Source organism: Spongiibacter sp. (assembly GCF_984394615.1).
Genome location: NZ_CFHTQA010000010.1, coordinates 46824 through 69634 on the forward strand (window position 1 = coordinate 46824; position 22811 = coordinate 69634).

The window sequence follows — 22811 nt, forward strand, 5'->3', positions numbered from 1 at the left end:
TGACGGGTTGGCTAAATACTCAGGCACCTTCGCCGTTAAACTGCCTCGCCAGCAATACGGCAATTTCCTCGGTAGCTTTTATGAGTGCATCGGTAATGCCGGGCTCGAAGGCAGAATGCCCCGCCTCGCGTACGACCAACAGCTCTGAAGCCGGCCAGCGCTCGTGAAGATACTGGGCATTATCGAGCGGACAAATCATATCGTAGCGGCCGTGGACGATCACGCCGGGAATCTCCGCAATGGCGTCGAGGTTTTCCAGTTGCCGCTGCGCCAGCAGGAAAGCGTCGTTGAGGAAGAAATGATTTTCGATGTGCGACATCGCCACCGCACTGTGGGTGTCCATAATCTGGGCCTCCAGATCATGGCTGGGGCGTAGCGTCGAACAACGTGCCTCCCAGTGACACCAAGCTTTGGCTGCCGACATGCGGGCCAACTCATTATCACCGTGCAGTTGCCGATGATAGGCTTCCATCCAATTTTCATCGCCTTGGCGGTGTGCGGCTTCGTCAAATTCCTGCCAGTAATCGGGGAATAAACGACTGGCCCCGCCCTCTGAATAAAACCACTGCAGGTCCTGCGGGCGGCAGAGAAAAATTCCCCGGAGTATCATCGCCAGCACCCGCTTCGGGTAGCGCTGGGCGTATACCAGACTCAGCGTGGAACCCCAGGAACCGCCGAACAGCATCCATTGGTGAACGCCCAAATGCTCGCGGATGGCCTCCATGTCCTCGACCAGCGCCAAGGTATGATTCTCGTCCAGACAGGCATGGGGGGTTGAGCGACCACAGCCGCGCTGGTCAAACAGGATGATGCGATACACATCGGGGTCGAAAAAGCAGCGACCTTTGGGACTGCAACCCCCGCCCGGCCCACCGTGCACGAACAGCACCGGAATGCCATCCGGGTTGCCGGACTCTTCAATATAAAGCTGATGAGGGGGCTGCACCGACAGGTGCTGCGTTTTATAAGGTTTGATATCGGGATATAGAGCCAGCATAACCACGCCTGAGCAGACAACAACAAGGTTGCCTGTCAGTGTAGCGCAGTCGGGCGGCGTCTGCCGCACCGACTGCCTTGGCGTTTACTTGGCGGCGCGTTTGCGCTCGTTTTCGGTCAGCAGCTTCTTGCGCAGACGAATGCTCTTGGGTGTCACCTCGACCAGCTCGTCGTCCTCGATGAACTCCAGCGCCTGCTCAAGTGTGTGACGGACTGGCGGCGTCAGCGTCAGCGCATCGTCGGTACCGGACGCTCGCACGTTGGTCAGCTGCTTGGCCTTGGTCGGGTTTACCACCAGGTCATTGCTGCGGCTGTGCAGACCAATAATCTGGCCTTCGTAGATCTCTTCGGCATGACCGAGAAACAGACGACCGCGATCCTGAAGATTAAACAGGCCGTAGGCCAGTGTCTTACCTTTCACCATAGAGACCAGGACGCCGTTCTGGCGACCGGCCATTTCGCCGCCCTTCACCTCACCGTAGTGATCGAAGACGGTGGTCATAATGCCGCTGCCAGAAGTCAGCGTCAGGAACTGGCCACGGAAACCAATCAGGCCGCGAGCCGGCGCAATAAACTCCAGCTTCACGCGACCTTTGCCATCGGGCTCCATGTTGGTCAGCTCAGCACGACGCAGGCCCAACTCTTCCATTACGGCGCCTTGATGCTGCTCTTCAACATCAATCACGACCTGCTCGTAAGGTTCTTGCAGTACACCGTCGATTTCTTTCTGAACCACTTCCGGACGCGAAACCCCCAGCTCAAAACCTTCGCGGCGCATGGTTTCGATCAGTACCGAAAGGTGCAGCTCACCACGACCTGACACTTTGAACTTATCGGGGCTGTCGCCCTGCTCAACACGCAGCGCCACATTGTGGATCAGCTCCTGATCCAGACGATCTTTGATATTGCGCGAGGTGACAAACTTTCCTTCTTTACCCGCAAACGGCGAGTCGTTGACCTGAAAGGTCATGCTGACCGTAGGCTCATCCACACTCAGTGGCGGCAACGCTTCAGGGGTCGACGGCGCACACAGCGTGTCGGAAATATTCAGGCCTTCAATACCGGTGATACAGACAATATCGCCCGCTTGAGCGCGCTCAACTTCCACGCGCTCCAGCCCGTGGTAACCCATAATGGTCAACACGCGCCCTTTGCGCTGTTTGCCGTCAGCACCAACCACCACAACCTGCTCGTTGGGCTTCATGCTACCGCGAGTAATACGGCCCACACCGATAACACCGACATAGCTGTTGTAGTCCAGCGCCGAAATCTGCATTTGCAGCGGGCCGTCAATATCGACTTCAGGCACGGGGACTTTATCCACGATCATTTCAAACAGCGGCGTCATGTCATCCGCCAGTTGATCCGGTTCCATGCCCGCCACACCGTTCAGTGCCGACGCATACACAATGGGGAAGTCCAACTGCTCATCGGTGGCGCCGAGGCGGTCAAACAGATCAAAGACCTGATCGATTACCCAGTCCGGACGCGAACCGGGGCGGTCAACCTTGTTAACGACCACAATCGGCTTCAGGCCACGCTCGAAAGCTTTCTGGGTCACAAAGCGGGTTTGCGGCATGGGGCCGTCTACCGCGTCGACCAGCAGCAATACCGAGTCCACCATCGACATCACGCGCTCGACCTCACCACCGAAGTCGGCGTGTCCAGGGGTATCCACGATGTTAATACGATAGTCGTTCCAGCGAATCGCCGTATTCTTGGCCAGGATGGTGATACCGCGCTCTTTTTCCTGGTCGTTGGAGTCCATGATGCGCTCGGCATCCTGGTTGCGGCGATCAAGCGTACCGGACTGGCTCAACAGCTTGTCCACCAGTGTGGTTTTGCCGTGGTCAACGTGGGCGATGATCGCGATATTGCGCAACGCGGAAATAGAATCTGACATACAGGGTCGCTCGGAAGATGGACGAATTGAATCTGTCACCTTCTTCATGGCGAGCAGATATTAGAAAGCCCGCGATTATACCTGCCTTTGAGGCAATCGAACATGCATTTGCGGCGATCTCCCAGCGTAAATAGTGATCATCAACTACACTGGCTGCGACCCATAAAAATGACATAACAGGGATTCTGCGCTTATGGAAAATACCCATCTGGTCGTGGGCGCCAACGGCTTTCTGGGATCGCACGTCGTGCGCCAGCTGCTGGAGGCCGGGAACACCGTGCGGGCAGGCGCGCGAGCCACCGCCGATCTGCGCGCACTGCAGGGCCTCGACTGCGAAGTTGCCCACATTGACCTCGATCACCCCGAGAGCCTCCACACCGCGCTGCAAGGTGTCTCACATGTGTATTACTGCATTGTCGATACCCGAGCCTGGCTGCTCGACCCTGCCCCGCTGTTTGAAACCAATGTACAGCGCCTGAAACAGGCGCTCGCCGTCTTCTGCCAGCACCCGCTGGAACGATTTGTGTTTACCAGCACGATAGGCACCATTGGCCGCGTCGACAGCGGACTGGCTGACGAGAAGCTGGCCTGCAACTGGCAGGACCAGGGTGGCGGTTATATCAAAAGCCGGGTTGAAGCCGAGAATGCGGTACTGGAATACGCAAAAAACGACCAGCTCAACGCCATTGTTCTCTGCGTTGCGAACACCTACGGCGCTCAAGATTGGCAGCCCACACCCCACGGCGATCTGGTGAGAAAAGCCGCTCAGGGCAAACTGCCAGCCGTGATTGCCGGCACCAAAGCGGAAGTCGTAGCGATAGAAGATGCCGCCTCGGCGCTTGTCCAGGCAGGCAAACACGGCCGCATCGGGGAGAGATACATTATTTCAGAGCGCTATGCCGACATGGCTGAGCTATATCGCCACGCGGCACGCTATGCGGGCCAAAAGCCACCGGCGGTAGCGCTGCCCTTGCCGTTGATGTACGGCATTGCGACCATGGGAGATATTGCCCGCCGCCTGACCGGCAAAGACCTGAAACTGTGTCGGCAGTCACTGCGGCTCATGCATATCATGAGCCCGATGAGCCATGACAAAGCCATGCGCGAACTGCACTGGCAGCCGCGCCCCATTCACGAAGCGATCCATCGTGCCGTCGACTTTTTCTGTAAGCCACCAGCCGCATAAGCCCAAAAAAGGCGCCGCCCTGCGGCGCCAATTCCCTTAGGGCAGTTCTTTCAACAGACGACCGTTGGCCTCAGACAGCGCACGCAATACGCCCTGCTTGTAATAGGCGGGAGTCGCTTTCACCGAAATTTCCTTGCTGGAGGTGGTCTTGCCGCTAAAGAAGCCCAATGTTGAACTCAAGGCATTCACCGCTTTCGTCGCGCCACTGGTGGTGTCTTCGTTCACACCGTAGGCACCGGCGACCACCACCGGATCTTTCAAGGAGACATAGCCGCTTTTACTGAACGTGCCGCCCTGATCCAGCGTAAACACCACCGCCGCCCCCGGAATGACCTGAATGCCCTGCCCCATCGTCGTCTCTGCCGACATTTCCCGCTCATTGGTGAGGTAGTTCATCGTCACATCGGACTCACCACCGAACCAGGCAAAGTGCACAGTGTAGTGAGCACTCACCAGCGGCTTACCCACTTCCTCAGAAGCAACACCATACTGGTAGGGGAACATCATAGTACTGGAGGCTTTAACCATCTCCATTGAACTGGGCGCAAAAGTGATTGTGTCGACATTACCTACGCCCAGCACCCCTTTCATCAGCTTCGACGAGGTACTGTTGTCAAAGGCCTTTGCGTAGGGAGGATTGGGGCTCTCTTCCTTACTCACCTTATTCCAGGCCTTGCTCGCCTCCAGACCGGAACGGTTCAGCACCGTATAACCGCTGGCCGCGAGCCGCTGACGAAAGTCTTCATAGGCCTGGTCAGTAATCTGCTGGAACACGTCCTCGGAAACCCCGGTCAGACGCGCACTCATAAAGGACTTCGCGTAATCGCCTTTGTCGGCCCGGCGATCAAACATGGAGTTTTTCGCCGTGGTACCGTCCTTGTCCCGAAGGATAAATGACACGCGAAAATCCCCGATATAAACCTGCTTTTTGTCAGCGATATTCTGGGTGTTTTTGCTGTCTACACGACCGCGCTTGCTGGCTTCCGCCCCCGTCGGGTCGCCGGGACTGGCGCAAGCGGTCACCAGCGCCAAGGTAAACAGAAGCGTAATCCAGTTTTTCATGGGTATTCCCTTGCAGTGATTTTTTACCACAGGCTAGCCAGCATCACAGCAAGGGAAAAGACCGGGTTCAGGGGGGTGGCTTACGCTGACTGGCAGTCGAGAACAATCTTGCCGGTCACCTGCGCCGCATCAATACGACGGTGAGCTTCCGCGGCGTCGCGCAACGGCATCACACAGTCGATCGCTGGCGACAGCTTGCCCTCGGCAAGCAAGGCGAACAACGCAGCGACATCGGCCTTAAATTCATCGGGCTTGGCCTCGCGGCGGCTTTGGATATTGTAAAAACAGGAGGATTTGCCATCAGGAATCAGCTTCCAGCCAAGCAGCAGTTTGAAAAACCCCCAAAGCAAGCTTGGCACACGCTCCTCACCGGTGGTGAGCTGGAGCGCACCAAATCCCACTAACAGGCCGCCGCGCTTGAGGCAGCGATAGGAACGCGACCAATTTTTACCACCGATGGTGTCAAATACCACATCGACACCCTTCCCTCCGGTCCGGCGCCCCACTTCCTCAACAAAATCCTGATGCCGATAATCGATGGGAATGCCCCCAAAACGGCGCAGCAATGCATGCTTGCCTGACGACGCCGTACCGATCATGTTCAACCCCATCAACTGCCCCAGTTCCATCAACGCAGAGCCGACAGCACCACCAGCGGCATGCACCAGACAGTGACTTCCTGCAGGAATCTCTCGATAGCGAGTCAGCATCTGGTAGGCCGTCGTGTACGACAGCAACATCGCCACCGCCGCCGCAGGATCAAGCCCATCGGGGGCGGGCACCAACTGCTCGGCATCCACACACAGGTATTGGGTATACCCCCCGATCACCGACAGGTCAGCCACAGCCTGCCCGATCCGAAGTGCGGAGACGCCCTCGCCCAGCTTGTCGACAAGGCCGAACCAGTCATAGCCCAGCGTGAACGGCGGCTTATCCTTGACCTGCACATACTGCCCCTGGCGAATAATAGTGTCGGTAAAGCCGGCTCCCGCCGTGAGTATCTTGACGCGAACCTGCCCCGGCCCCGGCTCCGGCAACTGCGCGTCCTCCACGACGTCCAGACACTCCGGCCCACCAAACTCCCGCACATCAACATGTATGTATGACATCAACCGTAGCGCTCCGCCTGTCTATCCAATGCATCGAGAATCCCCGCGTGCCGCATAGCGAGAATGTCGCGGTATTCAGGGTGTGTAATGATGTAGAAGTCACCGTCGATCACGGCATCGATCACCCGTCGTCCCAGCTCCTGCGGCGACATGCCGGTCTCTACCGCCGGGGCGACCACATCGTGTTTGCGCCCGTGCTGCAAGGCAGATGGACGCAGTCGGGCAGAACTTTCAATCAAGGCCGTATTCACCAACCCCGGACACAGCACCGACACACCCACTCCCTTATCAGCCACTTCCAGCAACAGTGATTCCGACAAACCGACAATGGCAAACTTGGTGGTGCAGTACAGCCCCTCCGGTGGCCCGGATAACAAGCCACCCATCGAAGCCGTGTTGACAATATGCCCCTCGCCACTGGCCAGCATGTCAGGCAAAAACACCTTCACCCCGTGGATTGCGCCATAAAGATTGACGTCAATCAGGTAGCGCCAATCGCGGATATCCGCGTCAGCCATCTGCGCCCCAACCCACACTCCAGCGTTATTACAAAGCAGGTGCACTGCCGAAAAGGCATCGATGGCCGTCTGTCTGAGCGCTTCTACCGAGGCCAGGTTGCTGACATCGACCTGCGCAGCAATGGCTTGGGCGCCACTGGCGCTCAACTCGCCTGCCACGCGCTCGGCAGCCGCCTCATCAATATCCGCCACGACCACCGACATGCCCCGAGCCGCCGCCTCGCGGGCGATAGCTTCACCAATTCCCGAGCCGGCCCCGGTAACCACAGCGACCTTATTCTTGACTGTCTCCATACTCATCCCCTCACGCCATGGGAAACGCCACAGGACCGGCGCTACCCGGCTCGAGACCTTTCAAAATGTCATCCATCCGCTGTGCAACCTGCTCCCGCGACCCCTGCGCGTGAGTCAGCACATAAAATTGCCGCTGCCGAATCGCGTCGAAAAGCTGCTCGGCCACCGCGGCTGGCGACTGCGCGGTTTCAAAGAATGCCGCCGCCAAGGCTTCCATGTCGCGCTGCTCCCGCTGGTAATCTGGATCATTGCGCAAGGTCTCCGGCAGTGGCCGGTTACGCGCCGCCGCGTAAATCTTGGTGTCGACAAACGACGGGCACAGCACACTCACCCCCAAGGCTGACCCGGCGTTTTTCAGATCGCCAAGCAAGACCTCAGACAAGGCGACAACCGCGTGTTTGCTCACGGTATACGGCGCAGTACCCGGCGCAGACATCAAGCCGGCCACCGACGCGGTATTGATGATATGGCCGCTGCCTTGAGCCATCATCCGGCTGGTAAAGGAACGAATACCGTGGATAACCCCCCAAAGATTCGCACCCAGCACCCACTGCCAGTAGTCCTCATCCAGCTCCCAGACATTCCCGCCACCCCCAACGCCGGCGTTATTGAACAGCAAGTCCACCTGCCCGCAGCTATCAAACGCCGCGTCGGCCAGGGCCTGCACTGATGCCGCCTTGCTCACGTCAACCTGCCTGCAAAGGAGTCGTCGCTCGCTTTTTAAATTCAGCGATTTCGCCGCCTCAACCAACGCCAGCTCATCAATATCCGCCAGCACCAGATGCATCCCCAACTCCGCCGCATGGCGGGCAATAGCCAGACCTATACCACTGGCCGCGCCGGTAATAACCGCAACGCGATCGTCAAATTGCTGCATAGCACACCCCTTTTTTATTATTGGTCAGTAGCCACTCAACATGGCGTACAGCACTTGTTTTAGCCGCCGGATATGGCGCGCAAGGTAATCGGGCTCCACGTCGAACACATCTTGAATACTGAGCCCCTGCAACGCAGAGTGCACAAAAATCAGCGCATCAAGCACCTGATCGTCGGCCAGCGTACAGTCGGCAAAAATCTCACGCATACTCGCCGTACAGCTCTCGCTGATTCCCAGCGAGGCCAGCTTGGCCTGCTGCTGGGTACGCGGCTCGCGCCGCAATGCCAGCAGAATTTCCAGCGATGCCCAGCCAATGTCTTTGCTGTGATGCTGCCAAAGGGTATCGACAAAGCTGCTGATACGTTTATCCAGGCCTCCCTCCCGGAGTGAGGGAGCCGCCAGACTGGCATTCAGCGTATCGAATGAGCGCTGAATAACCTGCAGCAGCAAACGCTCCTTGCTGCCGAACTGGTGCTGAACCGCCCCCCAGCTCACGCCGGCACGCTCGGCAATCTGGCTCGAGGTGGCAGCCGCATATCCCCCCTCACAGATCAGCGAGACCACCGCCGACAGAATGTTTTCCTGCGTTTGCTGGGTTTTCTGTGCCTGCCTGCCGAGTGGCTGTGGCTGCGTCACTGCTCGTCAGCCTCGCCGAGTACCTTCAGTGAATAGTCGATCGCAAAACCGCCCTCAACCATACTGCCGTCGCCGGTGGCCAGCGACATGCGCGCCAACATCACCGAGATCCGCATCCCGGCAAAAACCAGGTAATAATGCAGTTCATCGGCGCTCAGCCCGGTCTTCTCACGCCACCGCTGCACACTCTGCTCCCGTCCCGGAATGCCTTCCAGCGGCGGAACACCCAGGCCATGGCTGAACATTTCGTCCATAAAAATCCACCAGGCAAGGTCCTGCACGGGATCGCCCATACAGAGCATTTCCCAGTCCAACAACGCCGCGACGCGGGTTTTATCTTCACTGAAAATCACATTCGCCATGCGCGAGTCCCCCCAACACAGGCGACGCGTCTGTTCTGCCGGCTGATGTCCCTCCAGCCATGTCAGCAGAGTTTCACAAGCTGGACTGCGGCGATCACCCAACGCCCAGTTCAGGTAGTGACGCCAGTACGCAAGCTGCTCGGCCAGACTCTTGGGAAACGTATGTTCATCAATGAACGCTTTCAGCGGCGGCCGATCAACAGGCACGTTGTGCAGCGCAGCCATCATATCCACCCCGGCGTTCCAGACCTGCCTGCGTTCAGCGGGCGTAGACTCACAGAGCCAGCCATCCATGTGGTAAGGAGGAATATCCGGAGGAATCAAACCGGGTGTTTTTGCCATGATGTAAAACGGCATACCCAGCACCTGCCCAGTGCTTTCCAGTGCAACCAGCGCAGGTGCCGCAATGCCGGGCACCCCACCGAGCATATCCATCACCGCATATTGCAGTGGCAAGTCGTAGTCGGGAAACACCAGCGCATCACCCTGGGCCTGCAAGCGCCCCACCATGTCTCGGCGCTCTCCACCATCAACTTCACAGCTCAGCATCACCGTAATATTCGACATACCGTTGTTTTCCGGAATCTCGAAGTCACAGATACGCACCGCCGAGCCGGGATACACCGTCTCCGCCAGCCAGCTCTCCAGCCGCTGACGTACCTCTTCGGGGTTACTGAGTTTTGGGGTGGGACGCATATCGTCGGTCACGGCTAATCACCTCTATTGCTGGGCAAAATGACGAGGGACTGGTCGTTCAACACAGCAGGGCAGCATCGCCACACCGTCATTTATTATTGGATTGTGGATATTCACGTTGTGCTGCCTGACACACAGTGTGTAACAAAAAACCATTCTTGAGAAATGTTTTTATGTGATACTGAATAGAGAATCCGGCCCAAACCAATAACAACACCGGGACACACCATGAGCACAACGCAGAAAACCACCTTCTGCCGCATCTGCGAAAATCAGTGCGGTCTGCGCGTCAGCCTCGACGGCGAACGCATCACGCATATTGAGCCCGATACTGAACATGTCGCCTCGCGAGGCTATGCCTGTATCAAGGGACTGAGCTTCCAGAACATGCGCGACAACCCCGACCGCATCACCACGCCGATGAAGCGCGACGGGGAACGCTGGCACGCCATCAGCTGGCAGCAGGCGTTTCAGGAAATCGGCCGGAAAGTCCGCCAACTGCGCGGTGATCACGGAGACGACAGCCTCGGCCTGTACTTTGGCAACCCCATCAGTTTCAGCCCCCTGATGCCAATTTTCTTTACCGGCTTTGCCCAGGGGCTTGGCACCCGAAAGCTCTTCACTACCGGCAGTCTGGACTGCAATAACAAGTTTCTGGTGAGCCAGCACATGTACGGCTCACCAATGGCACTGACCTTCCCCGACATCGATCATCTCGACTGCCTGATCATGCTGGGCAGCAATCCCTCGGTGTCGAAAATGAGTTTCATCAATCTGCCCGACCCGGTCCGTCGCCTGAAAGCCATAGAGGCGCGCGGTGGCAGCGTGATTCATATCAACCCGCGACGCACGGAAACCGCAAAAGCATTAGGTGAGCAATGTTTTATTCGCCCGGATACCGATGTATTTTTTCTGGCCGCCTTCCTGCGCGAACTGTTTGAACAGGGCGCCGTCGATCGCAAGCGCGCAAGCCAATTCATGGAAGGGCTGGAAGAACTGGAGGCCCTCGTCTCACCGTGGACCGCCGAGCGCCAGGCCGCCGTTACCGGCATCAGCGCGGATAGCCTTCGCAAACTGGTACAGCGTTACGGCAGCGCGAAGGGCGCCGCCCTCTATGGCTCGACCGGCATCAATCAGGGCAGCAATGGCAGCGTCGCCTTCTGGTTGCTGGAGTGCATCAATGCCGTCAGTGGCAATCTGGACAAACGCGGCGGCAGCCTGATGGGAAGGGGGATATTCGACTACGCCAAGGCCACCACCGGCGCCGATGATCAGGTATTTCACTCGCGCATCGGTCATACCCGCAGCTTTCTCGGCACCCTGCCCACGCCGTTGCTCGCTGACGAAATTCTCGAAGAGGGTCAGGACCGCATTCGCGGCCTGTTCGTGATCGCCGGCAACCCGCTGCTGACCAGCACCAACAGCCGCAAAACCGCCAAAGCGCTCGCCAGCCTCGAACTGCTGGTCGCCGTCGATATTCTGCGCAATGAAACCGCCGAATACGCGCACTACTTCCTGCCCGGTACGCATTTTAGCGAGCGCCCGGACATTCCCTTCACCTTCTTCAGCTTCTCCGGTCTGATGCCGGAACCGTGGTTTCAATATACCGATGCCCTGCTGCCGCCACCCGGCGACTGCCGCGACGAGAGCTGGATAATTCGCCAGCTAGCCAAGCACTGCCGCGCGCCGCTGTTTGGCTCCCGACTGCTGCAGGGCAGCATGAACATCGGCGAGAAACTGGGGCAGCTACCGGGACTCGGGGCGCGACTCACGCCGATGCCCGAGCGACTATTGGGACTCATCAGCCGCGCCGGCAAACTGGGTGGACTGGGCGCGCTGCGCAAGCACCCCCATGGCATTGCGCTGCCCGCCATTGACGGCAACAGCTACTTGGGCAAACGCGTTCTGGCCCGCAACGGCAAGGTTCAGCTCGCTCCGGCGCTACTGGTGAACCTCGCCAACGAGCGACTCGCCGACAGGTATGAACAAGCCCGCCAATCCGGCGACGGCTTTAAGCTGATCACCAAACGCGAACGCTTCAGCCACAATAGCTGGACCCACAACGATCCCGCTTACATCAAAGGCAAACGCCGACAAAACTACCTGTATATCCACCCTGACGACGCCCAAAAACTCGGCGCAAATGACGGCGAAGAGGTGGAGGTCAGCAATGAGATTGGCGCAGTGATTGCTTGCCTTGCGGTCAGCGACGATCTGATGCCCGGTACTGTCGCGCTGCCCCACGGCTGGGGCCACGAAAGCGCGAGCGGGCTGAGCGTTGCCCGTAAAACTTGCGGCGTCAACGCCAATATTCTCGCCGCCGACGGCCCCGATGCCATCGAACCCGTGTCGGGCATGGCGAAGTTTAACGGTATCGCCGTCAATATTCGGTCGACCCGGACAGCTACTGCACAGAAACTTGGGCAGTAGCAGGCTTTATGTCTACAATTCGAGTCTTTTAACCACAATAAACAAGGCAACGATTATGGCCACAGGCTCTACGCCAACATCGACCTCCGTCACCTGGGGCTCGCGGTGGACATTCATTCTGGCTGCCACAGGTTCCGCAGTCGGCCTGGGTAATATCTGGAAGTTTCCCTACATTACCGGCGAGTACGGCGGCGGCGCCTTTGTTCTGGTTTATCTGGCCTGCATTCTGGCCATCGGCATTCCGGTGATGATCGCCGAGGTGATGATCGGTCGGGCCGGCCGCACCGACCCCGCCGACGCCATGACGAAGCTTGCCCGCGAGAGTAATGCACCGCGCCAATGGGGGCTGCTGGGGGCCGTGGGCATGATCGCCGGACTGATGATCATGATGTTTTACAGCGTGGTCGCCGGCTGGGCACTGGAGTACGTTTCGCAGAGCGTGACCGGCGCCTACAGCCACCTCGACGCCACGGCAATCGAGAGCAATTTCAGCTCACTGCTGGCAAGCAGCGATCGTCAGCTGCTGTGGCATAGCGTGTTCAGTCTGGTGACGGCAAGCGTTGTGGCCGCGGGGGTCACCGGCGGCATCGGCAAGGCAGTCGATATTCTGATGCCATTACTGTTTGGCTTTCTGCTGCTACTGGTCGGCTACAGTGCCGTTAACGGCGATTTCTCTGCTGGCCTGCACTTCATGTTCGACACCGACTTCAGTCGTTTGACCAGCGAAGCCGTGCTTGTCGCGATGGGTCATGCCTTTTTCACACTCAGCCTCGGCATGGGCGCCATCATGGCCTACGGCGCCTACTTCCCCGGCCACTCCTCCATCGGCACCACCGTGCTGACCATCGCCGCCCTCGACACCATTATTGCTCTGCTCGCCGGCATGGCAATGTTTCCACTGGTATTCGCCAACGATCTCGTCCCCGGCCAGGGACCCGGCCTGATGTTTGTCACGCTGCCTATCGCCTTCTCCAATATGAGCGGCGGCATGTTCTTTGGCAGCCTGTTTTTTGCGCTGGTCAGTATCGCCGCCCTCAGTTCCTCGATCTCCCTGATCGAACCCGGCGTTGCCTGGCTGGAAAAACACGGCATCAAACGCCCGATATCCACCTTCAGCCTGGCGGGTATCGCCTGGCTTGGCGGCATCGCGTCAATCCACTCAGGAACCATTTTCAACATCCTCGACAAGCTCACCACCAACATCATGCTGCCATTGGGCGGGCTGCTGATTGCCATCTTCGCCGGCTGGATCATGCAACGCGACCGAGTGCAGGATGAAACCGGCATCAGCCACCCGCGAATATTCGCCGTATGGCGATTCGCCTTGCGTTATATTGCGCCGCTTGGAATCATCGCTATCTTTTTGCATAGCCTGGGCCTGATGGGCTGGGTAATGCACTGAGCAGCGCTTTCGAGGAGCACGCGTGAAAAACACGGCATTACGGGTATTTATTGTGGCTGGTCTGGTCCTGTTTGGCAGCCTCTATTACTACAGCGGCGAAGTGGAAGAGCACTACGAAGACAACGCCCGACGCTATCTGAGCAACGCCTTGCAACGCATCTCCAGCTGGGAGACAGATGCCCTGAAAGAAGAGCTGAGCCAGGCAACACTCAGCCATGTGAGCGACGAACAACTGGCGGCACTGGCAGAACAATACCGCTCGCTGGGGGCCTTCGACCGCATGGATGAATTGCACTTTTCCAGACTGAGCGGCGCCCTGTCACTCTTCGCCGAATCCCCCCGACTGAGCTACAGCGGTAAAATCTATTTCGAGCAGGGTGCAGCTGTCATGACCGCAACGCTGACCCTTCAGAATCAGCGATTCAAACTCTACAACTTCAACCTCAGCCGCGCCGACTAAGCACTGACATCAAGCGCCGACATCCAGCAGCGACGCCTGCAGAATATCGCGGATACTGCCCTCAATGGGCGTCGCACGATGCTGCGCATCCACATGTACCAGGGTCGCGTCACCTTCCACCACAAGCTCGCTGCCATCGTCGGTAAACAAGGCCTGGCGAAGCTGAAAGCTGCTGTTACCCAGCTTTAACAACCACGCCCGGGCGCGCAGCGGGCGACCGTGGTGCCACTCGCGTCGAAAGTTGAGACCGATCGCGGCCAGCACCAACAGAAACGGCTCGTCGCCCCAAAGTCCGTCAGCCTCCAGCCAGCGCACTCGGGCCTCTTCCAAATAGCTGAAGTAATTGACGTGATTAATATGACCGAGGCTGTCTTGATCGCCCCAACGGGGCTCGACCAAAACATCGAACAATGGCGGGACACACTGGTAGCGTTCCATATCAACCTGACTCATGACGGACGATACACCTTCACGTTGGTAAATCCCTGATCCATCAGGTGGGCAGCGTGCAAACGACTCATCACGCCCTTATCGCAATAGAGCTGATATACCCGCTTCGGATCCAGCTCCTCGGCGCGGCGATGCAGCTCGTAAAACGGCAGACATTGCACCGTGTTGCGATCGAGTTTCAGCGGCTGACGCTCCACTTCATCGGGATGACGCACATCCAGAATCACCGCCTCGGCAAGGGGAATCGGCAACACTTCCACGTCGTGACTCACCGCCTCTTCGTCGGCCAGCGCATCGATATTGACGTACTTGGCGTTGGCAATCGCCCTCTCAAGCACCCCCATATCCATCCGGGCTTCCTGCTCGGCAATGCGCTCCGGACGGGCCTTGATCGTGGGCCGCACAGAAATCACCCCGCAATACTCAGGCATATTCGCCGCAAAAGCTTCGGTACCGATTTTTGCAGCCGTGTTGATGATATCCAGCTTGTCAGCCGTAATCAGCGGCCGCAGTACCAGCGTGTCGGTAGCCTTGTCGATAATCGACAGATTGGCCAATGTCTGACTGCTCACCTGAGCCACCGCCTCACCGGTAACAAGCGCAGGCGACCCCAGCTCAGCAGCGACCTGCGACGCAGCCCTCATCATCATGCGCTTGAGGATCACGCCCATCTGAGAATTTTCGACGTTCTTGAGAATCTCGGCGACTACGTCTTCAAAGGGAACAGTGATGAATTTCACCCGGTGCGAAGCGCCGAACTTCTGCCACAGATACAGCGACACTTCTTTCACACCGATTTCATGTTCGCGCCCACCGAGGTTGAAGAAACAGAAGTGAGTGCGCATGCCACGCTTCATCACCATGTAGCTCGACACCGTGGAATCGAAGCCACCGGAGATCAGGCTCACTACCGAATCTACCGCGCCAATCGGAAACCCTCCCAGCCCTTCGTGACGCTGCTTGACGACATACAAGCGGTCTTTGCGAATTTCCAGGCGCACGACTTCGTCGGGATTCTTTAACTTCACGCCGCCCGAGGGAACATGCTGATTCAGGCCACCGCCCACATAGCGCTCAACATCGCCGGAATTGAAATCGTGCTCACCGGTCCGCTTGCAGCGCACGGCGAAGGTCTTACCTGCCAGACTGTTGCCTACTGCGTCGCGGGTCTTCTCGTAAATATCGTGCATATCCACCAGCGGATACTCGGCGACTTCGATAATGTGGGCAATTCCCGGTGTATTGACCATCACCTCCAGCAGCGACGCCAACACCGCTTCGTCATCGCTGCCGGTTTCCAGAGTAATCCGGTCCCACTCACGACCGATCTGCAGCTCGGGATCAATCGGCAGCAGCAGCTTGCGCAAATTATCACGAAGCTGCTTGATGAATTTCTTGCGGACAGGCTTGCTCTTGATGATGATTTCAGGGAAGAGCTTGACGATAAACTTCATGACGGCACCGCGGCGGAAAAGCTGCGCATTATAGCCACTCCGGGGCGAGGCTTCAGCCTCTGCCGACAACCGCAGCGCAGTGCCCACAGACATGGCGCACCAAATTAGATCACACCAGCCCAACATTGGTGCACAATTTGGGTGCGCGCGCACACTTATCTCGCAAACCGACGGTTTCTCACCGCTTTTGCATAAAATTTCGGCACAAAAATATGGCACACATATTGCTGCCTTGAGTGCGAACATGAACTGTAGAGATTTCCTCTGCTCGAAAATGCAGCTTTACAGCAGTTCACAGCCGCTGTCGCTATGCGGCACAATGCAATGAACTTATAATCGCAAAGCTTCGGCCCCTTGCCGAATCGACTAAGAAGACTCTGTTGGAGGATGTCAGTAATGTCAGAGAAGACTCTGAAGTTAATCGCCGATAATGACGTGAAGTGGGCCGACCTGCGCTTCACCGACACTAAAGGTAAAGAGCAACACGTCACTATGCCTGTAGGCGAAATCGACGCCGGCTTCTTTGAAGACGGAAAAATGTTCGATGGTTCATCTATTGCGGGCTGGAAAGGCATTAACGAGTCAGACATGATTCTCATGCCAGACGACGAAGCTTCCGTTCTGGACCCATTCACCGACGAGCCTACCATCATCGTCCGCTGCGGCATCGTTGAGCCTTCAACCATGCAGGGTTACAACCGCGATCCTCGCTCCATTGCTCAGCGCGCTGAAGATTACATGCGCTCTGCCGGCATCGCCGACAGCGCCCTGTTTGGCCCCGAGCCCGAATTCTTCGTGTTTGACGACGTGAAGTGGAAAGTGGCTATGGAAGGCGCAAGCTACGCCATCTCTTCTGACGAAGCGGCCTGGGTTTCCGGCAACAGCTTCGAAGAAGGCAACACGGGTCACCGTCCCGGCGTTAAAGGCGGCTACTTCCCCGTACCGCCGGTCGACAGCCTGCACGACCTGCGTGCCGCCATGTGTAACGCCATGACCGACATGGGTCTGGAAGTTGAAGTACACCACCACGAAGTCGGCACCGCCGGTCAGTGTGAAATCGGTGTCGGCCCGAACTCTGCCGTTAAGAAAGCTGACGAAGTACAGGTACTGAAGTACTGTGTACACAACGTGGCCCACGCCTACGGCAAAACTGCCACCTTCATGCCCAAGCCTGTTGTCGGCGACAACGGTAGCGGCATGCACGTACACATGTCTCTGAGCAAAGACGGCCAGAACCTGTTCACCGGCGACACTTACGGCGGCCTGTCTGAAACTGCGCTGTACTACATCGGCGGTGTTATCAAGCACGCTCGCGCTATCAACGCCTTCACCAATGCTTCTACTAACTCGTACAAGCGTCTGGTTCCCGGCTTCGAAGCGCCCGTTATGCTGGCCTACTCTGCCCGTAACCGCTCTGCCTCTATCCGTATTCCGTTCATCAGCAACCCGAAAGCGCGCCGTATCGAAGTTCGCTTCCCGGATCCCTCTGCGAACCCCTACCTGGCTTTCGCAGCCCTGCTGATGGCTGGCCTGGACGGCATCCAGAACAAGATCCACCCCGGCGATGCTGCTGACAAAGATCTGTACGACCTGCCTGCAGAAGAAGCCGCGGAAATCCCAACTGTTGCCTCTAGCCTGGAGCAAGCGCTGCAAGCTCTGGACGCAGACCGCGCCTTCCTGACCGCTGGCGGCGTCTTCGACGACGACATGATCGACGCTTACATCGAGCTGAAATCACAAGAGATCGAGCGCCTGAACATGACCACTCACCCTGTTGAGTTCGACATGTACTACAGCGTATAAGGCCTGGGCCTGATCGCAGAAAGCCCGCTTCGGCGGGCTTTTTTTATGCCTGCGGCAAAGACTTGCCAGCGGCGCGTTGGCATCGCACACTGAACGGAAATACCGGGACAGATGACCATGCGCCACGCTCCTACGCTGCTATTTCTATTCCTGTCACTGCTGGCTACAGCAGTTTATGGTGAGATCTACCGCAGCACTGACGAACAGGGACAAGCGGTATTCAGCGACGCGCCAAAGCCGGGCTCTACCCCTGTGGAGCTAGCCCCCACTAACACCACTCCTGCGGTGTCACCCAGCACCCAGCCACACTCATTCCCAAAAGTACTCGGCCCCGCACCTAACACACTGAACATTCAGCAGCCCGGCAATGGCCAGGTTCTGCCCAATGGCCGCACTCCCACGCCTGTCGCCGTGCGCCTTGCCCAGCCGCTCAAAGACGGGCAGCGCATCCGCATTCGCGTTGACGGCAAGGTGTTGAGTGAGGGCGCAACCACCTCCACCAGCATCCCCTTCCTACACCGCGGCGAGCACCAAATCAGCGCAGAATTAGTGGATCACAATGGCCGTATCGTCAGTCGCGACCAGGTCACGGTCATCAGTCGCTGGCCGAATAATTAACCTCGGCGAAAAAACACCAAATAAACGCGCCTCCCTTCACGCGCCAAGCACCATCTTGGTGCATACTGTTTTTCTACAACACTCATCGCGACCCAATTACGGGCGGCGAATAATCGCCCGACCCAGCGCAGGGCAAGGCCTTCCGCAGCCTGCCATGCCATGTGCTGGATTGTGACCCCGATTTAGGGCGCTGGCCTGGATATTGCTTTCTTATGCCCCATAACGAAGACAGCCGCGACGCTATGCCCCCAAACAATCTGCACCACCACATACTCGACAACCTGAAGACAGCAATCTTGCTGGTCGAGCCCAATCTGACCGTCAGCTATATCAATCCGGCGGCGGAGTCTCTGCTTGCGGTGTCAGATCAGCGTATCCACGGGGAAGCCATCACCACACTGTTTCACGAGGAAGAAGACACCGTCGTGAAACTTCTGGATGCCATCAATAACCGCGAGGCTTACACCAAGCGCGAGACCGTACTCACATTGCGCTCCGGCGAGGAAATCACGGTCGATTACGCGGTAACTCCGATTGTTGATACCCGCCGCACATCACTGATCATCGAACTGCAGCCGTTGGACCGACTGCTGCGCATCAGCCGGGAAGAAGGGCTGCTGACCTCACAGCAAAGCAGTAAGGCTCTGCTTCGCGGCATCGCCCACGAAATCAAAAACCCGCTCGGCGGTCTCCGCGGTGCGGCGCAGCTACTGGCCAGAGAACTGGATGACCCGCGCCTGCACGACTACACCAACATCATCATTGAAGAGGCCGACCGCCTGCGCAATCTGGTGGACAATATGCTCGGCCCCAACAAGGTACCCGATCAAAAGCCCACCAACATCCACGAGGTACTGGAGCGCGTGCGGCAGTTGATTGAGGTCGAAAGCAGCGGCAATGTGCGCATTATTCGCGATTACGACCCCAGCATCCCCGACATCACCGGTGATAGGGAGCAGCTTATCCAGGCCGTGCTGAATATCATGCGCAATGCCCTGCAGGCGCTGAACCAGTCGCCACCGGAACACGAAACGCCCAGCATTACCCTGCGCACGCGCACGCTGCGACAGTTCACCATCGGATCGCACCGCCACCGCCTCGTCTGCCGTGTGGACATTATCGACAATGGGCCGGGCATCCCTCCCGATATCGCGCAATCCATCTTCCTGCCTATGATCAGTGGCCGCGCCGACGGCTCAGGACTCGGGCTTTCCATCTCCCAGTCCATCCTCAACCACCACCAAGGCCTTATAGAGTGCCGCAGCGAACCCGGTCGAACGGAGTTCTCGCTGTTTATTCCCGTGGAGCATGAGCAATGACACAGAACAGCACCGTATGGGTTGCCGACGATGACAAGTCCATCCGCTGGGTATTGGAGAAAGCCCTTACCCAGGCGGGTATCGACACTCGTAGTTTCGAGACCGGCGATGCACTGCTCGCCCACCTGGAAACCGGCGCCCCCGATGCGGTGATCAGCGATATCCGCATGCCCGGCATGGACGGCTTGAAGCTGCTGTCACGTATTGGCGACATTCACCCTGGCCTGCCAGTCATTATCACCACCGCTCACTCCGACCTCGATAGCGCGGTCGCCTCCTATCAGGGCGGCGCGTTTGAGTATCTGCCCAAGCCCTTCGACGTGGATGAAGTCGTCGCCACCACCCAGCGCGCCCTTCAGCACGCGGAGAAAAACAAAGCGACCCTGCCGGAAGAACAACCGCTGGAAAGCACCGAAATTATTGGTGAAGCCCCGGCCATGCAGGAAGTATTTCGCGCCATCGGTCGGCTATCGCAGTCCAACATCACGGTGTTGATTAACGGTGAATCCGGTACCGGTAAAGAACTTGTCGCACAGGCCCTGCATCGCCACAGCCCCCGCGCGAGCAAGCCTTTTATTGCGCTGAACATGGCCGCCATTCCCAAAGACCTGATGGAGTCGGAACTGTTCGGCCACGAGAAAGGCGCCTTTACCGGCGCCACCGCTCAACGTCGTGGACGTTTTGAACAGGCCAACGGCGGCACTCTGTTTCTGGACGAGATCGGCGATATGCCCGCCGAAACCCAGACCCGCCTGTTGCGGGTGCTGGCCGACAGTGAGTTCTACCGTGTTGGCGGTCACACGCCGGTGAAAGTGGATGTGCGCATCATCGCCGCCACCCACCAAAACCTTGAAAAACTGGTGCAGAACAACAGCTTTCGGGAAGACCTTTTTCACCGCCTCAACGTGATTCGCATTCATCTGCCGAAACTGGCAGAGCGCCGCGAAGACATTCCCAAACTGATGCAGCACTTTTTCACCAAAGCCGGCAGCGAATTGAACGTTGAACCCAAACGCCTGCTGCCAGATACCGAGGAATACCTCAGCCAGCTGGACTGGCCGGGCAACGTCCGCCAACTGGAAAATACCTGCCGCTGGCTGACGGTGATGGCCTCAGGCCGGGAAGTCCATATCGACGACCTCCCGCCCGAGCTGCTGCAGCGCAGTGAAAGCGGAGAGACCGGCACCCCGGCCTCAAACTGGCAGGAGAATCTGCGTCGCTGGGCCGATCAGGAATTACTGCTGGGCCGCGACAAGCTGCTGGATCGCGCGGTGCCCGAGTTTGAGAAAGTGATGATTGAGGTCGCGCTGAAACACACTCACGGCCGCCGCCGCGATGCAGCCAACCTGCTGGGCTGGGGCCGCAACACCCTCACCCGCAAAATCAAAGAGCTGAATATGGGTGGCGACGAAGACGACGAATAAGTCGTCTACAACGCGCCCTCAAACCCCTGCTGCCGCCAGGCCTCGTAGCTGACCAGTGCCACGGTGTTGGATAAATTGAGGCTGCGTGCGTCTGCCATCATCGGCACTCTCAGGCAGTGATCCGGACCCAGCGACTCGCGGATATCGGCGGGCAAACCTGCCGTTTCCGAACCAAATAACAACACGTCTCCGGGCTGGTAGCTCACATCGGCATAGCTGCGTTTGCCCTTGGTGGTCAGCGCAAAAATTCGTCGTCCAGCAACGGACTGCAGAAACGCCGCGTAATCCGCGTGACGTGTCACTCTCGCCAAGTCGCGATAGTCCAGCCCTGCACGGCGCAGCTTCTTCTCTTCCAGATCAAAACCCAGCGGCTCAATCAGGTGTAGATGGCAGCCATTATTTGCCACCAGCCGAATAATATTGCCGGTATTGGGAGCGATCTTCGGCTCGTGAAGAGCAATGTGAAACACGAGGGGAATGGCCGGGGCTCACACCCCGGCAGTCATCGACTAGTGAGTCGTGGCACTGTCGCCAGCTTCGGCCGCTTTCTGCTCGGCCTGTTGCTTGGCTTGGCGATAGAGCGCTTCAAAGTTGACGGGCTGCAGTGCCAGCGCTGGGAAGCCACCTTTTACAGCCAGGGCATCAACCGCTTCGCGTACATAGGGGAACAGCATATTCGGGCAGGCGATGCCCAGCAGTTGCGTCAATGCCTCACCTTCAATGCCTTCGGCAATGAACAGACCGGCTTGCTGGACTTCCACCAGAAACGCCGTTTCGTCTTCTTCCAGCTTGGCGGTCACTGTTACTGTCAGCGTCACTTCATACACGTTCTCTGCAGCAGGCTGACTGCGAGTATTCAGGTCGACGTGCATTTTCGGCTTCCAGACCTTGGAAAAAACGGCTGGGCTGGACGGCGACTCAAAAGATGAATCTTTTACGTACAGACGCTGCAAAGCAAATTTGGGGGCGGTTTGTTGGGCTTGGGCGTTGTCTTGTTCAGCCATTGTCGAGTCTCAACTCCTGAAAAGGTTTATCGTTTTATTAGCCGTCGGCCAGCATGGCGTCCAGCTTGCCTGCGCGCTCCAGCGCAAACAGTTCATCACAGCCACCGACATGGGTGTCGCCCACCCATATCTGCGGCACAGTTCGCTGCCCGGTGCGCTGCAGCAAATCCTGGCGCAGGTCACTGCGGCCATCGACGGGAATATCCTTGAACGCCACTTGCTTGTGCGTCAGCAACTGTTTGGCACGCACGCAGTAGGGGCAGAAGCGGGTGGTATAAATGGTTACATCACGCATCGCGGTATCCGACTCAGCTTTTTACCAATGGCATTTGCATTGCCTGCCATTCGCCGACACCACCTTTAAGGCGGTAAACCTGACTGTAACCCATAGCGGCCAGTTTCTTCCCGGCCGCACTGGAATGCTGACCAAGCTTGCAGATCAGCACGACCGGTTTGGATTTATCACTGGCAACACGCTCAATCTCTCCGTCGAGCTTGGCATAAGGCAAGTTCACCGAGTCGATGATGTGGCCTTTGTTGTAATCGCCCTTATCACGCAAATCCAGCAGCACAGGGCTTTCCTGATTCACCAGCGACACTACTTGATGCGGGGTAAGCTGCTTCCCGGCGCGGCGCGACTCGTGGAAGCTCAGCAACATCACACAGGACAGCAGACCGCCAACCAGCATCCACTGTTCTGCAACAAACAAGATCAGTTTTTCCATGAATTCTCTCTGAATGAGACCCGACGACCGGGCGCCAGACCGATACCGCAGCACCGGAAAGGCAGCTCCCGCGCGCGAAAAGG

The 22811-nt window shown here is 57.8% G+C and carries 22 protein-coding genes; 8 read left to right on the forward strand and 14 right to left on the reverse strand.

Features of this window, described 5'->3' with window-relative positions:
- Window positions 1–19: 19 nt before the first annotated feature.
- Together pip and typA are read right to left on the reverse strand one after the other, a co-directional pair.
- A complete protein-coding gene (gene pip, locus AC5DB9_RS05950) occupies window positions 20–997 on the reverse strand; it encodes a prolyl aminopeptidase (RefSeq protein WP_272991569.1) in 978 nt (325 codons plus the stop codon).
- An 84-nt stretch (window positions 998–1081) separates the two neighbouring features.
- Window positions 1082–2899, reverse strand: coding sequence for a translational GTPase TypA (gene typA, locus AC5DB9_RS05955; protein WP_022959349.1), 1818 nt, complete (start codon window positions 2897–2899; stop codon window positions 1082–1084).
- A gap of 193 nt (window positions 2900–3092) precedes the next feature.
- On the opposite strand from typA, the gene AC5DB9_RS05960 reads away from it, so the two are divergent.
- The gene (locus AC5DB9_RS05960) at window positions 3093–4085 is read left to right on the forward strand and encodes an NAD-dependent epimerase/dehydratase family protein (protein WP_491732031.1); all 993 of its coding nucleotides are present in this window, start codon (window positions 3093–3095) and stop codon (window positions 4083–4085) included.
- Window positions 4086–4121: 36 nt separating this feature from the next.
- Here the strand turns inward: AC5DB9_RS05960 and AC5DB9_RS05965 are convergent, their stop codons facing one another.
- From AC5DB9_RS05965 to AC5DB9_RS05990, 6 genes are all read right to left on the reverse strand, one after another.
- On the reverse strand, window positions 4122–5147 hold the full coding sequence (locus tag AC5DB9_RS05965) for a hypothetical protein (protein WP_272991574.1): 1026 nt from the start codon (window positions 5145–5147) through the stop codon (window positions 4122–4124).
- Window positions 5148–5227: 80 nt separating this feature from the next.
- Entirely contained in the window at window positions 5228–6256 is a 1029-nt protein-coding gene (locus AC5DB9_RS05970) for a medium chain dehydrogenase/reductase family protein (RefSeq protein WP_272991576.1), read from the reverse strand.
- The gene (locus AC5DB9_RS05975; RefSeq protein WP_272991578.1) at window positions 6256–7068 is read right to left on the reverse strand and encodes an SDR family NAD(P)-dependent oxidoreductase; all 813 of its coding nucleotides are present in this window, start codon (window positions 7066–7068) and stop codon (window positions 6256–6258) included. Before AC5DB9_RS05975 ends, AC5DB9_RS05970 begins: the two co-directional genes overlap by 1 nt.
- 10 nt (window positions 7069–7078) lie before the next feature.
- Window positions 7079–7945, reverse strand: coding sequence for an SDR family NAD(P)-dependent oxidoreductase (locus AC5DB9_RS05980; RefSeq protein ID WP_272991580.1), 867 nt, complete (start codon window positions 7943–7945; stop codon window positions 7079–7081).
- A gap of 24 nt (window positions 7946–7969) precedes the next feature.
- Window positions 7970–8581, reverse strand: a complete 612-nt coding sequence (locus AC5DB9_RS05985; protein ID WP_022959343.1) for a TetR/AcrR family transcriptional regulator — start codon at window positions 8579–8581, stop codon at window positions 7970–7972.
- Window positions 8578–9651: a phosphotransferase family protein gene (locus AC5DB9_RS05990; protein ID WP_272991582.1), complete on the reverse strand. Its 1074-nt coding sequence runs from the start codon at window positions 9649–9651 to the stop codon at window positions 8578–8580. The genes AC5DB9_RS05985 and AC5DB9_RS05990 overlap by 4 nt, the downstream gene beginning before the upstream one ends.
- A 216-nt stretch (window positions 9652–9867) precedes the next feature.
- Here AC5DB9_RS05990 and AC5DB9_RS05995 point away from each other — a divergent pair, with 216 nt between their 5' ends.
- The 3 genes from AC5DB9_RS05995 to AC5DB9_RS06005 are packed head-to-tail and all read left to right on the forward strand — an operon-like array spanning window position 9868 to window position 13931.
- The gene (locus AC5DB9_RS05995; protein ID WP_272991584.1) at window positions 9868–12069 is read left to right on the forward strand and encodes a molybdopterin-containing oxidoreductase family protein; all 2202 of its coding nucleotides are present in this window, start codon (window positions 9868–9870) and stop codon (window positions 12067–12069) included.
- A gap of 55 nt (window positions 12070–12124) precedes the next feature.
- Window positions 12125–13471, forward strand: coding sequence for a sodium-dependent transporter (locus AC5DB9_RS06000; RefSeq protein WP_272991585.1), 1347 nt, complete (start codon window positions 12125–12127; stop codon window positions 13469–13471).
- A 22-nt stretch (window positions 13472–13493) separates the two neighbouring features.
- Window positions 13494–13931: a hypothetical protein gene (locus AC5DB9_RS06005; protein ID WP_272991587.1), complete on the forward strand. Its 438-nt coding sequence runs from the start codon at window positions 13494–13496 to the stop codon at window positions 13929–13931.
- A gap of 9 nt (window positions 13932–13940) precedes the next feature.
- Here the strand turns inward: AC5DB9_RS06005 and AC5DB9_RS06010 are convergent, their stop codons facing one another.
- The gene (locus AC5DB9_RS06010) at window positions 13941–14384 is read right to left on the reverse strand and encodes an acyl-CoA thioesterase (RefSeq protein WP_272991589.1); all 444 of its coding nucleotides are present in this window, start codon (window positions 14382–14384) and stop codon (window positions 13941–13943) included.
- Entirely contained in the window at window positions 14381–15835 is a 1455-nt protein-coding gene (thiI, locus tag AC5DB9_RS06015) for a tRNA uracil 4-sulfurtransferase ThiI (protein WP_272991591.1), read from the reverse strand. Before thiI ends, AC5DB9_RS06010 begins: the two co-directional genes overlap by 4 nt.
- A 396-nt stretch (window positions 15836–16231) precedes the next feature.
- On the opposite strand from thiI, the gene glnA reads away from it, so the two are divergent.
- The 4 genes from glnA to ntrC all read left to right on the forward strand — a co-directional run bounded on the left by glnA (window position 16232) and on the right by ntrC (window position 20999).
- The gene (gene glnA / locus AC5DB9_RS06020; RefSeq protein WP_022959336.1) at window positions 16232–17638 is read left to right on the forward strand and encodes a glutamate--ammonia ligase; all 1407 of its coding nucleotides are present in this window, start codon (window positions 16232–16234) and stop codon (window positions 17636–17638) included.
- 117 nt (window positions 17639–17755) lie between these two features.
- Window positions 17756–18256 (forward strand): DUF4124 domain-containing protein, encoded by a 501-nt coding sequence (locus AC5DB9_RS06025; RefSeq protein ID WP_272991593.1) that lies wholly within the window; start codon window positions 17756–17758, stop codon window positions 18254–18256.
- A 242-nt stretch (window positions 18257–18498) separates the two neighbouring features.
- On the forward strand, window positions 18499–19575 hold the full coding sequence (gene glnL / locus AC5DB9_RS06030) for a nitrogen regulation protein NR(II) (RefSeq protein ID WP_028968366.1): 1077 nt from the start codon (window positions 18499–18501) through the stop codon (window positions 19573–19575).
- Window positions 19572–20999 carry a nitrogen regulation protein NR(I) gene (gene ntrC, locus AC5DB9_RS06035; RefSeq protein WP_273033419.1) on the forward strand — a complete coding sequence of 476 codons (1428 nt, stop codon included), beginning with the start codon at window positions 19572–19574 and terminating at the stop codon, window positions 20997–20999. The genes glnL and ntrC overlap by 4 nt, the downstream gene beginning before the upstream one ends.
- Before the next feature lie 5 nt (window positions 21000–21004).
- Here ntrC and AC5DB9_RS06040 read toward each other — a convergent pair whose 3' ends face one another.
- The 4 genes from AC5DB9_RS06040 to AC5DB9_RS06055 are packed head-to-tail and all read right to left on the reverse strand — an operon-like array spanning window position 21005 to window position 22728.
- Window positions 21005–21469: a tRNA (cytidine(34)-2'-O)-methyltransferase gene (locus AC5DB9_RS06040; protein ID WP_022959332.1), complete on the reverse strand. Its 465-nt coding sequence runs from the start codon at window positions 21467–21469 to the stop codon at window positions 21005–21007.
- A 39-nt stretch (window positions 21470–21508) separates the two neighbouring features.
- Complete coding sequence (gene secB, locus AC5DB9_RS06045; RefSeq protein WP_272989291.1) at window positions 21509–22003, reverse strand: protein-export chaperone SecB; 495 nt, start codon at window positions 22001–22003, stop codon at window positions 21509–21511.
- A gap of 37 nt (window positions 22004–22040) precedes the next feature.
- Window positions 22041–22298, reverse strand: a complete 258-nt coding sequence (gene grxC / locus AC5DB9_RS06050) for a glutaredoxin 3 (RefSeq protein WP_022959330.1) — start codon at window positions 22296–22298, stop codon at window positions 22041–22043.
- Between the two features lie 13 nt (window positions 22299–22311).
- A complete protein-coding gene (locus AC5DB9_RS06055) occupies window positions 22312–22728 on the reverse strand; it encodes a rhodanese-like domain-containing protein (protein WP_022959329.1) in 417 nt (138 codons plus the stop codon).
- Between the last annotated feature and the right edge of the window lie 83 nt (window positions 22729–22811).